This window comes from Vibrio cortegadensis, from assembly GCF_024347395.1.
Taxonomy (GTDB): Bacteria; Pseudomonadota; Gammaproteobacteria; order Enterobacterales; family Vibrionaceae; genus Vibrio; species Vibrio cortegadensis.
The window spans coordinates 2,292,023-2,306,108 of record NZ_AP025472.1; the positions used below are offsets into that span (position 1 = coordinate 2,292,023).

At 42.2% G+C, this 14,086-nt stretch carries 15 protein-coding genes and 1 tRNA gene; 7 read left to right on the forward strand and 9 right to left on the reverse strand.

Translation table 11 applies throughout. The features are described 5' to 3' along the window. Window positions 1–4 precede the first annotated feature (4 nt). Both OCV39_RS10750 and OCV39_RS10755 read left to right on the forward strand, forming a co-directional pair. Complete coding sequence (locus OCV39_RS10750; protein WP_017053319.1) at window positions 5–448, forward strand: DUF411 domain-containing protein; 444 nt, start codon at window positions 5–7, stop codon at window positions 446–448. Window positions 449–684: 236 nt separating this feature from the next. Continuing rightward, window positions 685–1,560: a TraB/GumN family protein gene (locus OCV39_RS10755; RefSeq protein ID WP_113795366.1), complete on the forward strand. Its 876-nt coding sequence runs from the start codon at window positions 685–687 to the stop codon at window positions 1,558–1,560. 125 nt (window positions 1,561–1,685) lie between these two features. On the opposite strand, the gene OCV39_RS10760 is transcribed toward OCV39_RS10755, so the two are convergent. Then, window positions 1,686–1,762, reverse strand: a tRNA-Pro gene (locus tag OCV39_RS10760). A gap of 275 nt (window positions 1,763–2,037) precedes the next feature. On the opposite strand from OCV39_RS10760, the gene OCV39_RS10765 reads away from it, so the two are divergent. From OCV39_RS10765 to rluF, 3 genes are all read left to right on the forward strand, one after another. Beyond that, window positions 2,038–2,178: a DUF3149 domain-containing protein gene (locus tag OCV39_RS10765; RefSeq protein ID WP_017054223.1), complete on the forward strand. Its 141-nt coding sequence runs from the start codon at window positions 2,038–2,040 to the stop codon at window positions 2,176–2,178. Window positions 2,179–2,376: 198 nt separating this feature from the next. Next, window positions 2,377–2,958, forward strand: coding sequence for a DNA endonuclease SmrA (smrA, locus tag OCV39_RS10770; RefSeq protein ID WP_113795367.1), 582 nt, complete (start codon window positions 2,377–2,379; stop codon window positions 2,956–2,958). 157 nt (window positions 2,959–3,115) lie between these two features. Next, window positions 3,116–4,213, forward strand: coding sequence for a 23S rRNA pseudouridine(2604) synthase RluF (rluF, locus tag OCV39_RS10775; protein ID WP_113795368.1), 1,098 nt, complete (start codon window positions 3,116–3,118; stop codon window positions 4,211–4,213). Window positions 4,214–4,342: 129 nt separating this feature from the next. Here the strand turns inward: rluF and ybaK are convergent, their stop codons facing one another. The 8 genes from ybaK to hemA form a co-directional block, all read right to left on the reverse strand. Then, window positions 4,343–4,816, reverse strand: coding sequence for a Cys-tRNA(Pro) deacylase (gene ybaK / locus OCV39_RS10780; protein ID WP_261888449.1), 474 nt, complete (start codon window positions 4,814–4,816; stop codon window positions 4,343–4,345). A gap of 132 nt (window positions 4,817–4,948) precedes the next feature. Continuing rightward, window positions 4,949–6,610: a bifunctional UDP-sugar hydrolase/5'-nucleotidase UshA gene (ushA, locus tag OCV39_RS10785; RefSeq protein WP_261888450.1), complete on the reverse strand. Its 1,662-nt coding sequence runs from the start codon at window positions 6,608–6,610 to the stop codon at window positions 4,949–4,951. Window positions 6,611–7,019: 409 nt separating this feature from the next. Beyond that, a complete protein-coding gene (gene kdsA, locus OCV39_RS10790) occupies window positions 7,020–7,871 on the reverse strand; it encodes a 3-deoxy-8-phosphooctulonate synthase (RefSeq protein ID WP_017054218.1) in 852 nt (283 codons plus the stop codon). Window positions 7,872–7,910: 39 nt separating this feature from the next. After that, entirely contained in the window at window positions 7,911–8,720 is an 810-nt protein-coding gene (locus tag OCV39_RS10795; RefSeq protein ID WP_113795370.1) for a SirB1 family protein, read from the reverse strand. A 6-nt stretch (window positions 8,721–8,726) separates the two neighbouring features. Then, complete coding sequence (locus tag OCV39_RS10800; RefSeq protein WP_017054216.1) at window positions 8,727–9,110, reverse strand: SirB2 family protein; 384 nt, start codon at window positions 9,108–9,110, stop codon at window positions 8,727–8,729. A gap of 67 nt (window positions 9,111–9,177) precedes the next feature. Beyond that, window positions 9,178–10,032, reverse strand: a complete 855-nt coding sequence (prmC, locus tag OCV39_RS10805) for a peptide chain release factor N(5)-glutamine methyltransferase (RefSeq protein WP_261888451.1) — start codon at window positions 10,030–10,032, stop codon at window positions 9,178–9,180. Between the two features lie 20 nt (window positions 10,033–10,052). Beyond that, window positions 10,053–11,141 (reverse strand): peptide chain release factor 1, encoded by a 1,089-nt coding sequence (gene prfA / locus OCV39_RS10810; RefSeq protein ID WP_017054214.1) that lies wholly within the window; start codon window positions 11,139–11,141, stop codon window positions 10,053–10,055. A gap of 23 nt (window positions 11,142–11,164) precedes the next feature. Continuing rightward, window positions 11,165–12,424 (reverse strand): glutamyl-tRNA reductase, encoded by a 1,260-nt coding sequence (hemA, locus tag OCV39_RS10815; protein WP_261888452.1) that lies wholly within the window; start codon window positions 12,422–12,424, stop codon window positions 11,165–11,167. Between the two features lie 161 nt (window positions 12,425–12,585). Here hemA and lolB point away from each other — a divergent pair, with 161 nt between their 5' ends. Both lolB and ispE read left to right on the forward strand, forming a co-directional pair. Continuing rightward, on the forward strand, window positions 12,586–13,215 hold the full coding sequence (lolB, locus tag OCV39_RS10820; RefSeq protein WP_261888453.1) for a lipoprotein insertase outer membrane protein LolB: 630 nt from the start codon (window positions 12,586–12,588) through the stop codon (window positions 13,213–13,215). Beyond that, on the forward strand, window positions 13,212–14,084 hold the full coding sequence (ispE, locus tag OCV39_RS10825; protein WP_136994474.1) for a 4-(cytidine 5'-diphospho)-2-C-methyl-D-erythritol kinase: 873 nt from the start codon (window positions 13,212–13,214) through the stop codon (window positions 14,082–14,084). The genes lolB and ispE overlap by 4 nt, the downstream gene beginning before the upstream one ends. Window positions 14,085–14,086 lie beyond the last annotated feature (2 nt).

The window sequence follows — 14,086 nt, forward strand, 5'->3', positions numbered from 1 at the left end:
TTTTATGAATAGTAAAATTTTAGCATTAACCGCGCTCACTTTTGTCTCTGGCCAAGCTTTAGCAACGGATGTTCTTAACCATAAATCCCCTTACTGTGGTTGCTGTACAGAGTGGACTCAGCACATGAAAGACGCGGGTTTTAACGTCAAAGAGCAACTGCATGAAAACATGAATCCCGTAAAACAGAAGTTAGGGATCACACCAGAAATTGCATCTTGCCACACCGCTGAAATTAACGGCTATGTATTTGAAGGGCATATACCCGCTGAAGATATACAAGCATTTTTAGACAACCCACCAAAGAATGCCAAAGGGCTTGCCGTTCCAGGTATGCCGATGGGCTCTCCGGGTATGGAGTATGGACATAAACGAGATGAATACTCGGTGTATGCCTTCAACGAGAAGGGGCAAGTTTACGAATACCGTCATTATGAAGCAAAGAAGTAATTATTTCGATTAACTAAAAGGAGCCAGCAAGTGTGTTGAGCTCCTTTTTTTGATCATAGAAGTGCCCACTTGGAGAGATATAAACAGATAAATGCCAGGTAAGAAGTGGTTATTGGATTCAATCTAGAAGCATTAATCTGATAAGCATTCGCTTTGTAGCGAGAATAGAATTGACAACCTGAATGTGGACTAGCGACAATCATGATAATAAATAAGATTTGAATGGATGATAAATCGTGATTAAGACTTCTAGAGTTCGTACGTTTTTACTTGGGATTAGTTTCTTTATTTCAGCTTTGGCTCATGCAGAACCTCTTTACTGGTCTGCAACTAAAGGAGATAAAGAGCTTATCATTCTTGGCTCTGTCCATGTGGGCAACGCATCTCTCTACCCTCTTCCTAGTTTTATCCTCCAATACTTAAAGCAGAGTGATGGACTTATCGTAGAAACGGATACGAGAAAGGATCATGGCATTCGCTACCCATCAACCACTATTACTAGTGCAGAGTTACTATCTAAAAAGCAGCAACAGAAACTAAAAACAATTGCACGCCAACTTGAAATTGCACCCGACCATCTACTTCAATCCCCACCGTGGGCAACGGCGCTGACTATCCAGGCGAAACAGTTTAAGCAACTTGGTTACTCTTCAGAATATGGCATCGATAACAACCTGATGATACAAGCCACACTGTCAGATAAGCCTGTTATCGGTTTAGAGTCGCTTCAATTTCAAATCGATCTCATCACTCAGTTACCAAATGGTGGAATTGAATTATTAGCCAGCGGGCTCGAAGAGTGGGATGACGGTGAGGATATTACACACTGCTTAATCAAGAGTTGGAAGGCTGGTGATATTGAAAATCTACAACAGCTGTCTGAAGAATCTGAAATAAACCACGTAATAAGTGAGCGATTCGTTTTTCAGCGCAACCATGACTGGGCAGATAAGCTCGATGGCGATCAACTCATTCAAGGAAAAGGGCGATATTTGGTTGTTGTCGGTACTTTGCACTTAGCGGGAGAGCGCAACTTGCTTTCGTTATTAGAACGGAAAGGATTCGCCATTCATCAACGATCAAAAAGTACTCCTGCAGGCTGCGAGTTTTAGCCCTACGAGCCTTTGAGCCTTTGAGCCTTTTAATCATCTCAAGCTATACGTCTGAAATTACACTTCAAAATTATACGACAGAAACGAAAAAGGCCTTATCTTTCGATAAGGCCTTTTTCTTAATGTGGTCGGTGAAGAGGGATTCGAACCCCCGACCCTCTGGTCCCAAACCAGATGCGCTACCAAGCTGCGCTATTCACCGAGATGTTTATCTTTCATAAACTCGTTTGAACTAGGCGTTTTGCCTGTCAACGGATGCGTATATTACGGATTCTTAAGAGTTACGCAAGTGCTTTTCTTTGTTTTTTTAATTTTTTATTTCGTTCGCTCAGATAAGCACCAAAAAACGCTAGAGTGTGATTAAAAACACACCACAAGAAACATTCCCTTAACCTTAGCAACATTATTGATCCAGATCAGAGTGAACAACTTCTGAACACATTACTTTAAAGTCTGTCTACGAACTTTGGAGGAAACATGGACTTTTGGCTTGATCTCCTATTTGGTAATGCTGTGGGACTATCTTCAATGATAGTAATTCTTAGTGCTCTAGGTCTGATGCTGTTTTACGGCGGTTTCATCATCTACAAAGTTACGCATGACAAATCTCCTCACTAGCTCGCTTAGCCCTATTTAATCGCCACATTTATTTTTCTAAAAATGGCACCAATAAATAGATAATCGCTTTGCTCCGGAGTCGGTATCATACCCACTCCGGTTTTTTATTCCCGCCTTCGAAAACTTCTCTATCCGTCTGGTCCTTTTTCAATTTCAATTGATATAATTTCACTATGACTGACTAACTGAGATGCACTTATGTCTCAAGACCAAGATTTAGATCTGTTTCAACAGATGATGAGTGACGTAACTCCAATGGCTCACGATACTGCAGAGCACACCAAGGTTCATCAAGTCACCGAAGCCCAACTCGCTAAACGTGAAGCGGCGATATGGCTGACTGAAAGTGATCCTGAGTACCTCTCTCTTGATAATGCCACCATGCTTAAACCGGACGACATGATTGAATTTAAAAGAGATGGCGTCCAAGAGGGGGTATACCGAAAATTAAGACTCGGAAAATACCCTATTCAAGCTCGTCTTGATTTACACCGTTACACGTTGAAAGATGCGCGTGATGAGGTTGTTCGCTTTTTACGTCAATGTTTAAAGATGGACATTAGAACCGTTGTCATTGTTCACGGCAAAGGCGAACGCTCTAATCCACCAGCATTAATGAAAAGCTACGTTTCAACATGGTTACAACAAATTAAAGACGTTCAGTGCGTTCATAGCGCACAACATTTTCATGGTGGGTTTGGTGCTGTTTATGTTTTATTGAGAAAAAGCGCAGAACAAAAACTCGAAAATAGAGAGCGCCATCAAAAACGAATGAGCTGATCCCAGCAATAAAACATCACGACTTTAAAGTTCGTGCTGATTTTTAAAGTTAGTGCTAAAATTGAACGAATCATCAAAGCAACTATCTCGGTAGTTGCTTTTTTAATCGTCCTAATTTCTTACCCAAACAATCGTTGTGAAACGCTAAGAGAATCTCATGTCACAAGAATCCCAAGCTAAACGTCTCAATAAATACATCAGTGAAACAGGTTTCTGCTCTCGTCGAGAAGCAGATAAACTGATTGATGCTGGTCGAGTTACTATCAATGGCACTATCCCTGAAATGGGCACGAAAGTGCTTCCTAGCGATGAAGTATGCATTGATGGTAAACCAGTAAAATCAAAAGAAGCCCCTGTTTATATTGCTCTCAACAAGCCGACAGGCATTACTTGTACCACTGAACGTGATGTTCCTGGCAACATTGTTGATTTTATTGGTCACAGGAAACGTATATTCCCTATTGGTCGCTTAGATAAACCATCTGACGGTTTGATCTTCCTAACCAATGATGGCGATATTGTGAACAAGATTTTACGCGCAGGGAACAATCACGAAAAAGAGTATGTGGTTCGTGTCGATAAACCGATCACTCAGCACTTTTTAGATAAAATGAGCTCTGGCGTTGAAATTTTAGATACTGTCACTCTGCCATGTAAAGTCACCAAAGAGACTCAATACTCTTTTCGCATTACTTTAACGCAAGGGCTTAACCGCCAAATTCGCCGTATGTGTGAAGCGCTAGGTTTTGAAGTATTTAAGCTTCGTCGTGTACGCATCATGAACATCTCACTAGATGGTATTCCTAACGGTAAATGGCGTTATTTAACGGATGATGAAGTGGCTGAAATTTTACTTATGAGTGAAGGTTCTAGCGGCACTGAAGAGGCTTCAAAAGTCGACGGCAAAGGACATCGCATCAAAAAAGCGACCGATGCAAAACTTTACGATGCGCGTCAACAGGCTGAGAACGCACCTAAGCATAAGATTTATAGCGGTCATGGTAGTGATGAATTCAGACACGCACCGAACAGCAAGCGTGGTTCTGGTCGTTCAAGTGAGGGCCGCTCAAGTGATGGGCGTTCAACTGGCGGACGTTCAGAGAACCGTCGATACTCAAATGATGATCGTAATGACAACCGACGTTCAAGCCGAGATGCAAATGGGAAGCGCGACTCACGTCCGAGCCATTCAGGGCAGCGCCCAAATAAACCCGCACCTAAAAGAGTCAGCGGTACGTTGAGCTTGAAAAAGTAATCTCATAAACTAATCTCATAGACATTGATAAAATCGCGGCGTATTCGTCGCGATTTTTTATTGCCTTTAGCTCAAGTTTCTTTGACTTTAGTTGCTTTGACATCAATCGAATATCACTTACAAGGGTAGTTATAAGCATAACTCAGCAAATTGACCACGAGTTAGTACTGCCAAATCTTGTGGTGCTAATTCAATTTCTAGCCCACGCTTACCCGCACTGACACATATCGCAACCAAAGTTTCTGCGCTGCAATGAATAAACGTTGGCAGTGCTTTTTTTTGACCTAGTGGGCTGATCCCCCCCACAACATACCCTGTTGTTTTCTGTGCAATGTCCGGATCGGCCATCTCTGCCTTTTTGGCTTTAGTCGCCTTTGCCGCTAATTTTAGATTGAGTTTTTGTGCTACAGGAATAATCGCAACCGCCAGGTTTTTTGGCTCTCCATTGATACAAAATAGCAATGTCTTGAATACCGTATCAGGGTCTTGGCCTAATACTTCCGCCGCTTCTAACCCATAACTATTATGGTTTGGATCATGTTGATACTGGTGGATTATATGAGGAACCTTTCGCTTTTTCGCGAGGTTAATTGCAGGAGTCATTCGTCTGTCCACAGGGTAAGAGTAAGAAATCATTGCTTGAATTTTAAATACAAAAAAGCGATGCCGAAGCACCGCTTTTAGTAAAAAATATCAGAGACTAAGAGTCAAACTCTTTCTCCTACTATTCCTTAATTACTTGTAAACAATCTCGCCAGATGGTGCATATGCATTAACATCAACAGGGCTGTTCGCTTCTAAGTAATCTTTTAATACTTCAGCGTCAACAAAACCAGTATTTACGTAGCCTGGGTGACCTGAAATTTTAGGGTAACCATCACCACCAGCAGCGTTGTAACTTGGGATAGTGAAACGGTAAGTCTCATCTAAGCGCAATTGCTTGCCACCGATAAATACGTTAGATACTTTACCGTCTGCAACCGTCATTGAGATACCCGCGAACTGAGCGTAAGCACCAGAGTCGATAGGCTTAGTACCTACAACATTTAGGTAATCCATTACTTCCGCACCGTTCATGTCTACGTAAGTTAGGATATTCGCAAATGGTTGAACCGTTAGAACGTCTTTGTATGTTACGTCACCCGCTTCAATTGAGTCACGAACGCCACCAGAGTTCATTACAGAGAAATCTGCTTTTGCACGTTCCATGTGAGCCGTTGCAATCAGACGACCTAGATTAGTTTGTTGGAAACGAACGACGTTACGGTCACCTTCAAGCTTGCCATTTGTCTCAGCAATCTTAATACCTAGCTGTTCTTGGCCTTGCTCTTGGAACGGACGTAAGAACTCAAGAAGCTCTTTATCTTGTGCAATCTCTTCTTGGATAAGAACACGCTTCTTCTTACCGTCTACCTTAATTTTTTTCTTAAGGTTAACAGGGATAAGATCATAGCTTACCATCTCTAGCTCGCCGTTACGGAACTCGTAATCAGCACGGCCTACGTACTTGCCCCACTCGTGAGCTTGAACAATGTAAGTACCGTTTTGTTCGTCTGGCTTACACTCATCACCTGGCTTGAAGTTTTTCTTAGCGACGTTTGGACCTTCCATACATACAGGCTCTTGAGAGTGACCACCAACGATCATATCCAGAGAACCTTCATCTAAGTAACGAGCTAGAGCTACATCACCAGGAGCGTTAACACCACGTTGACCATCTTCGTAGTGGCCCATGTGTGTTACAGCAAAAATTAGATCTGGTTTTTCAGTCTCTTCAAGTTCAGCGATCAGTTTTTTCGCTTCTTCTTTAGGGTCACGGAAGTCAACACCACCGATGTATTCTGGGTTACCAATTTTCGCTGTATCTTCAGTCGTTAAACCGATAACGGCAATTTTGATACCTTGCTTGTCGAACATTTGGTAAGCTTGGAAAAGACGCTCGCCAGTTTCTTTATCGTAAATGTTCGCAGAAAGCATTGGGAAATCAGCCCACTCTTTCTGTTTGAATAGAACTTCTAATGGATTATCAAATTCGTGGTTACCCAGTGCCATCGCATCGTAACCAATTTTAGTCATACCTTTGAAATCAGGTTCTGCATCTTGAAGATCTGACTCAGGTACACCAGTGTTGATATCACCACCAGAAAGAAGTAACACGCTACCACCTTCTGCACGTACATCGGCACGCAACTCATCAATAAGTGTCTTACGAGCAGCCATGCCGTACTCGCCATATTTATTCTGCCAAAAACGACCGTGGTTATCATTAGTATGAAGAACCGTTAGTTTGTACGTTGTATCTGCATTCCAGTCGTGTGTTGGTTCAGATGCACAACCACCAAGAGTTGCAAGAATAGCTGCGCTTAACGCAGTCTTTAGAATAAGGCTTTGCTTCATTGTCATACCTTTTGAACGGTTAGGGGTCCACTACTTTATAAATAGGCTTACAGACAAAATATTACAAATAGAGTGTATATGCTTGAAAGACCTATAAAACATGAACTAGTTTAAATTAACAGAGTCCAAGTAACATTTTGTTTTCATATTAATGTCGAATCAATCACACTAAAAAGATAATGCAGGTGTAATAGGTGCTGTAACTTGCACTTAAGGTTAAATAAGATCACAGGCAAACGTTTTACTGTGAGATCGACGATTAATACGAAGAATGAGAGATGAAACGCTTAATAAACACAAATGGGCAGCATGGCGGTCTAGCCCAGGCACACACGTCTAGCTAAGCTGATAGCAAAAAGCAAAAAGGCCAACTCTCGTCAGCCTTTTAAACACACAATATCAGATTAAATTACTTAATATCGATATCCGCAAAACTCTTGATCAGGTCATCTAGCGATTTCATTTGAGCCAAGAATGGTTCTAGTTTATCTAGAGGCAGCGCTGAAGGGCCATCACACATTGCTTTATCTGGGTTAGGGTGAGCTTCAATGAAGAGGCCAGCAATACCTGTCGCCAAACCGGCTTTCGCAAGCTCAACGGTTTGTTCACGGCGACCACCAGATGCAGCACCAGATGGGTCACGCATTTGCAATGAGTGAGTTACATCAAAGATGATAGGGCTACCGTTTGATGATTTTTTCATCACGCCGAAACCAAGCATATCAACGACTAAGTTGTCATATCCCATGCATGAACCACGCTCACATAGAATAATATTTTCGTTGCCACACTCAGCAAACTTATCAACAATATTACCTACTTGATTTGGGCTCATGAATTGCGGTTTCTTCACATTAATCACAGCGCCTGTTTTTGCCATCGCTTCAACAAGATCGGTTTGTCGTGCTAAAAATGCAGGTAATTGGATCACATCAACCACATCGGCAACCACTTGTGCTTGCGCTTCAGTGTGAATATCCGTGATAATTTTAACGCCAAAAGTATCTTTCAACTCTTGGAAGATTTTCATCCCTTCATCAAGGCCCGGGCCACGGTATGAGTGTACTGAGCTGCGGTTCGCTTTATCAAAAGAGGCTTTAAATACGTATGGGATGCCAAGCTTTTCCGTCACTTTTACGTAGTGCTCACAGATTTGCATCGCTAGATCGCGAGATTCTAAAACGTTCATGCCCGCAAATAGGGTGAATGGTTTGTCGTTGGCTACTGGAATATCACCAATATGAACTGTTTTCTGTTCCATTATCTTCTCTCAAAATTATTAGGTAGTTAACATTCATGTCTAATGAATGGTAATTGAACTTTCACTTAATGCATTAACTTGAGTCTTTAGTAACTCAGACGCAGGATCATCAGGGCACTGATCAATAAAGTATTGGTAATCGGATACCGCTATCTGATGGCAATCTAACTGCTGATAAATAAATCCACGATCGCGAATCTCATATGGGTCATCTGGAACAAAGCTTAGCGCAAGATCCGTGCACCTTAATGCTAATGTATAGCGCTCTTCACGCAACAAAGCACTCTTTAACAATGCAAGCCAACGTCCAATGACGGTTGGGTTGTCTGCTGTATTGAAATGTTCAGGCTCTAAATTAGCTAAAGGGCCATCATGCCCAATCAGCCACGCTTTAAGTGTATGCTGTGCAACGAATTCACCATTATACGGATTAAGATAAACGGGGGTCTCTTCAGGCCATGTGACTTTAATTAAAAACTGAGTTGGAAAAGTGACGCCTTCGATAGGGAAACCCAACTTTCGCCCAAAAAAGAGTAGCAAAGAACCTAGACTAACAGGTACACCCTTGCGACGCTCAAGCACTTTATCGATAAACGCATTTTCGGAAGAGAAATACGCCTCTCTATCACCGCTAAAGCCCCAATCAGAGTAGAAAACATTCAGAAAGGATTCAAAGTTCTGCTTATCACTGACTTCATGATTCAGACAGTTTTTGGCCTCTTTAACCAAGCGCTCTAGTTCTTCTTCAGCCCAATTAACCTGAGTTTCAGGATTTACCGCTTTATTTAAAACTAAAGCACCTTCAACCAATTCCATATTATCGAAATCTTCATCAAATAAATTAAGCATACTTTATTACCCAAAGATAGTTGGCGTTTTCGTCATCGCAATCTTTCCTGCCATTGCTAGCCAGCCTAGAGCACCAAAAAATGAGAATGAACGCAGCAATTTATTACGGCCTAATCGTAGTGCAAAAAATCCCAACGCGATATAGATCATAACGCAGGTTAATTTTTCAGTTAACCAAGGCGCTTCAGGTGTGAAAGGGATAAAGCCTGTAATTGCAATCAGTGCAAAGCCAGAGAGCAGGAGCAGAGAGTCATTGATATGAGGAAAACGTTTTAGAAAACCATGCTCAAGTATTGGAGAGTTCGCCATCATCAAAAAGTAGCGAACGGAAAGTAAAACGGCACTAATACCAATCGTCAGAAGGTGAAAGTGTTTTAGAGCTTCGTACATATTATCTCTCTTATTGTTGGCTCTTATGACAATATTTGCTCAGCGGCAAAAATTGTCGTTCTTGGGGCTATTTAATATTACGACCTAAAGTCACTCTATCATTGCCACCGTAATCTTGTTCTGTTGTGACATCACAATAGCCAAGATCAGTCATTATTTTCCGAACCGCTTGCCCTTGATCGTAACCATGCTCAAAAACCAACCATGCGTCTTTTTCCATATAATCAATAGCATGGGTGGATATAAACCGAATATCAGCCAAACCTTCATCTTCAGCAACAAGTGCTGTTATGGGTTCAAAGCGAACATCACCTTGAGTTAAGTGCGGATCATTTTCTTCAATGTAGGGCGGGTTCGAAACAATTAAAGCAAACTTCATGCCGTTATCAATCGGTTCAAACCAACTGCCATGGCGAAAAGTCGCATTTAAAAGATTAAGTTGTTGCCCATTATGAGTCGCAAGCTGTTGCGCTTCAGGACGGAGATCGACTCCGATGACTTGTCGATTAGGTAGCTCTGACGCTAAAGCTAATGCTATCGCCCCTGTACCGGTTCCTAAATCGAGAATGGCACCTTGCTGTTCGAAGGTTTTATCCAGAGCGACTTCAACTAATCTTTCGGTATCAGGTCTTGGGATTAAAGTGGAAGGTGATACCTTTAATGGCAGAGACCAGAACTCCCTCTCCCCGACAATATAGGCAACAGGCTCGCCTTTTAGTCGCCTTTCAACAATACGATTGAAATCAATCCACTGTTCATTGGTTAGCGTTTTTTCAGGCCAAGTCAGTAAATATGAGCGAGGTTTATCGAGTGCATGGCAAAGTAACACTGCCGCATCAAGAGAGGGCGATTCACTGCCGCTCTCTTGAAACTGGCTAATGGTAGCTTTAAGCACATGTTCGATTGTGCGGTTAGCGTTCATTAATTCTGCGTCACCAACAATTAATGGTTATCAGCTAATGCTGCAAGTTGGTCAGCTTGGTGCTCAGCCATTACAGGGTCAACCAAGCTTTGCAGATCGCCTTCCATCGTTTCTGATAGACGGTAAAGTGTCAGGTTAATACGGTGATCTGAAACACGACCTTGTGGGTAGTTATAAGTACGAATACGGTCACTACGATCGCCTGAACCAAGTAGGTTACGACGAGTATCAGAGACTACCGCAGCACGACGAGCTTCTTCAGCTTGGATAATACGAGCCGCAAGAACAGCCATCGCTTTGGCTTTGTTTTTATGTTGTGAACGCTCATCTTGGCACTCAACAACCGTACCCGTTGGAAGGTGGGTAATACGAATAGCAGAATCTGTCGTGTTAACGTGCTGACCACCCGCACCCGAAGAGCGGAAAGTATCAATTTTCAGATCGCTTGATTTAATCTCTGGTAAATCCGCTTCTGGTACTTCAGCCATTACAGCAACGGTACATGCAGAAGTGTGTACACGACCTTGAGATTCAGTTTCTGGTACACGTTGAACACGGTGACCACCAGATTCAAACTTCATAGTACCGAACACGCCATCACCGCTTACTTTAGCGATCATCTCTTTGTAACCGCCCTGCTCAGACACATTGCAGCTCATCACTTCTACGCGCCAGCCCTTCTTCTCAGCAAACTTTGAGTACATACGGAATAAGTTACCCGCAAAGATACCCGCTTCATCGCCACCCGCACCGGCGCGGATTTCTAAGAAACAGTTGCGCTCATCGTTTGGATCTTTCGGTAGCAACAAAATTTGCAGTTCATCGGTCAATTTTTCAATAGCCGCTTTTGCTTCTTTGATCTCTTCCTGAGCCATTTCACGCATTTCTGCATCATCTTCATTGGCCATCTCTTCAGCTGCCACAAGATCTTCTTGTGCTTGCTGGTAAGCTTGGAAGCACTGAGTCACTTCTTCTAGCTGGGAGTACTCTTTCGACAAAGCACGGAATTTGTTTTGGTCACCGAGAACATCAGGGTCACCAAGTAGATGCTGAACTTCTTCATAGCGTTCAACTAGGCTTTCAAGCTTTACTAGAATCGAGGATTTCATACTTCTCTTACTTCTTATGAGTCTTAGCTAGGGTCATCAAGACCCAGACTTTGTCTAATGACTGTTAATTTTGCTGGTTCACCTTGCTCGGCTGCACTTTGTAACGCGCGAGTGGGAGCATGGATCAATTTGTTCGTTAACTTATTACTAAGTTCTAGTAATACTTTCTGTGGATCATTTCCAGCCTCAAGAGACTGCAAACTTTTATTTAAAAGCTCTTCTCGAATCTCATTCGCCGACTTCCGAAAATCTCGAATGCTATCGACGGCTTGCAACGAGCGCATCCACGTCATGAATATCGCGCTTTCTTCACTAACAATAGCTTCTGCTTGGATAGCTTCCACTTTTCGCTGTTCAAGATTACTTTCAACAATGGATTGTAAATCATCAACCGTATAAAGATAGGCATCATTTAAATCCCCGACCTGCGCTTCTACATCACGAGGAACGGCAATATCAACTAATAATATTGGCTGATGCTTGCGAGCTTTGAGTGCCGTTTCTACCATCCCCTTCCCTATGATAGGTAAAGGACTCGCGGTAGAACTAATCACAATATCGGCTCGTGGCAAATAATCAGGAATATCTGGCAGTCCAATAATTTCCGCACCGAACTCTTCCGCTAAACTTAACGCTCGTTCACGAGTACGGTTAGCAACAATCATATTGGTACAGCCATTACTCGCTAAATGTTTCGCGACAAGTTCAATAGTTTCACCGGCACCAACCAGTAATACTGTAGAGTCAGCCAATGATTCAAAAATTTGCTTAGCTAAAGTACAAGCAGCATAAGCCACAGAAACAGCACTTCCGCCAATTTCCGTTTCTGTCCGAACTCGTTTCGCAACAGAGAAAGATTTTTGGAACAATTTTTCCATTGAAGCATCAACGGCTTTTAATTCTCTCGAATCAGAAAAAGCCTGCTTAACTTGACCAAGGATCTGCGGCTCACCTAGTACTAAAGAGTCTAATCCACACGATACCCGCATCAAGTGCTTAATCGCCGCTTGCTCTTCGTAAATGTATAAACTTGGTTTTAGTTCTTCAGGGCTAATATCATGAAAGTTAGAAAGCCAATCAATAAGCTTATTCTTTGTTGCGGCTTTTATATCGCAATAAATTTCAGTTCGATTACAAGTGGAAATGATAACACTTCCGTTTACATTCTCATTTGCACCTAGCTGCTTTAACGCTTCCGTCAGTTTGTCGGGGCCAAATGCGACTTTTTCTCGCAAATCTACCGAGGCTGTATTGTGATTAATACCAATAGCAAGCAAGGACATGAATTGAAGGTTCTCTGATCAAGATATATAAATAAGTGGCGAATTTTACTTGATGGAGGGATCTATTTAAAGGGCAAGGAGGATTTGTTTTACTGAGTTCGTGAGTTCAATGCTATAGTTGCCCTGCTTTCTTCCCATTTTTGAGCAAGTTGTGAGCAAACATGATCAAATTTCGCCAAGTCCTTAGCCTATTTTTTGCAAGTCTTCTTCTTTTTGGGTGTTCCAGCATTCCAGAAACAGTCACCAGCGTTGAGTGGCAATCTCATCAATCGAAGCTAGAACAGATAACCAGTTACAACATCACGGGTAAACTCGCCTATATATCTCCACAGCAGAGACAAAGTCTGAATTTTCAGTGGAAACACTCAGAGAAGCTTAGCCATCTACGATTAACCACATTTCTGGGGCAAACAGCACTCAATTTGACGATCACCCCTCAAGGGGCAAAAGTAGTCACTTACGACGACGAAACCTTTACTGGAGAGAGTGCCACACAATTGGTTTATAACCTTACAGGGTTGATGATCCCAATCGATCATATGCCACTATGGTTACTTGGCTTACCTACGGGAGCTGACCAGTTTCAGTTAAATGAAACCAACACACTAGCCTCTTTAAATAAAAAAGTGGGCCTTCGTCAATGGCAACTCGAATATCAAGCTTACAAAGAGACTACCAACTTAGCGGAAAATTCCGATGTAAATCCGCTTCCTTTACCGTCAAAATTAAAATTTACGCAAGCCGATACCACCATCAATATTGTTGTGTCTAAATGGAAAATTACGGAATGATAACCGAACAAACCTCTTGGCCATCCCCTGCCAAATTAAACCTCTTTCTCTATATAACAGGTCGTAGAGACAATGGTTACCATGAATTGCAAACCCTATTTCAATTTGTCGATTTTGGTGATGACCTATTAATTACTGCAAATAACTCAGCTCAAATTACCATTACCCCAGAAATAAAAGGGGTGGCGACACAAGATAATCTAATTTGGAAAGCCGCTACAGCACTACAAGAGTATGCTTCGTGCTCGCTTGGGGCTGACATTATTTTAAATAAAATCCTTCCTATGGGAGGCGGAATCGGTGGTGGTTCTTCAAATGCTGCAACCGTCTTAGTTGCCCTCAATTATCTTTGGGATTTAGACCTATCTGATGAACAACTTGCAGAGATAGGTTTGAAATTGGGCGCAGATGTACCTGTATTTGTTCATGGCTATGCTGCTTTTGCAGAAGGTGTAGGCGAAAAACTGGTAAAAGCGGAACCAGAAGAAAAATGGTATTTAGTGATCAAGCCCCAAGTTAGCATTGCAACGGTAGACATATTCACGCACGAAAAATTAATTAGAAATACGCCAAAGCGAGCCTTGACAACGCTTCTAAGCGAAAAATACGAAAACGATTGCGAAAAAATTGTTCGAATGCTGTACCCAGAGGTTGATAAGCAACTTTCTTGGCTGTTACAATACGCGCCGTCGAGATTGACAGGAACTGGGTCCTGCGTATTTGCTGAGTTTGATAGCAAACAAAACGCTGAAACTGTTCTAGAAAAACTTCCTGACACTGTCTCTGCATTCATTGCAAAAGGTCGAAACACTTCACCTTTAAAAGAGACACTGGCTGAATATGAATCAGCCCAAACCCAATCTATTTAAAA

Excerpts from the sequence above, each read along its gene's own strand:
- ybaK (WP_261888449.1), bottom strand. The coding sequence starts at position 4,816 with ATGACTCCTGCAATTAACCTCGCGAAAAAGCGAAAGGTTCCTCATATA.
- OCV39_RS10795 (WP_113795370.1), bottom strand. The coding sequence starts at position 8,720 with ATGCTTAATTTATTTGATGAAGATTTCGATAATATGGAATTGGTTGAA.
- kdsA (WP_017054218.1), bottom strand. The coding sequence starts at position 7,871 with ATGGAACAGAAAACAGTTCATATTGGTGATATTCCAGTAGCCAACGAC.
- OCV39_RS10800 (WP_017054216.1), bottom strand. The coding sequence starts at position 9,110 with ATGTACGAAGCTCTAAAACACTTTCACCTTCTGACGATTGGTATTAGT.
- lolB (WP_261888453.1), top strand. The coding sequence starts at position 12,586 with ATGATCAAATTTCGCCAAGTCCTTAGCCTATTTTTTGCAAGTCTTCTT.
- rluF (WP_113795368.1), top strand. The coding sequence starts at position 3,116 with ATGTCACAAGAATCCCAAGCTAAACGTCTCAATAAATACATCAGTGAA.
- OCV39_RS10765 (WP_017054223.1), top strand. The coding sequence starts at position 2,038 with ATGGACTTTTGGCTTGATCTCCTATTTGGTAATGCTGTGGGACTATCT.
- OCV39_RS10750 (WP_017053319.1), top strand. The coding sequence starts at position 5 with ATGAATAGTAAAATTTTAGCATTAACCGCGCTCACTTTTGTCTCTGGC.
- smrA (WP_113795367.1), top strand. The coding sequence starts at position 2,377 with ATGTCTCAAGACCAAGATTTAGATCTGTTTCAACAGATGATGAGTGAC.
- prmC (WP_261888451.1), bottom strand. The coding sequence starts at position 10,032 with ATGAACGCTAACCGCACAATCGAACATGTGCTTAAAGCTACCATTAGC.
- ushA (WP_261888450.1), bottom strand. The coding sequence starts at position 6,610 with ATGAAGCAAAGCCTTATTCTAAAGACTGCGTTAAGCGCAGCTATTCTT.
- prfA (WP_017054214.1), bottom strand. The coding sequence starts at position 11,141 with ATGAAATCCTCGATTCTAGTAAAGCTTGAAAGCCTAGTTGAACGCTAT.
- ispE (WP_136994474.1), top strand. The coding sequence starts at position 13,212 with ATGATAACCGAACAAACCTCTTGGCCATCCCCTGCCAAATTAAACCTC.
- hemA (WP_261888452.1), bottom strand. The coding sequence starts at position 12,424 with ATGTCCTTGCTTGCTATTGGTATTAATCACAATACAGCCTCGGTAGAT.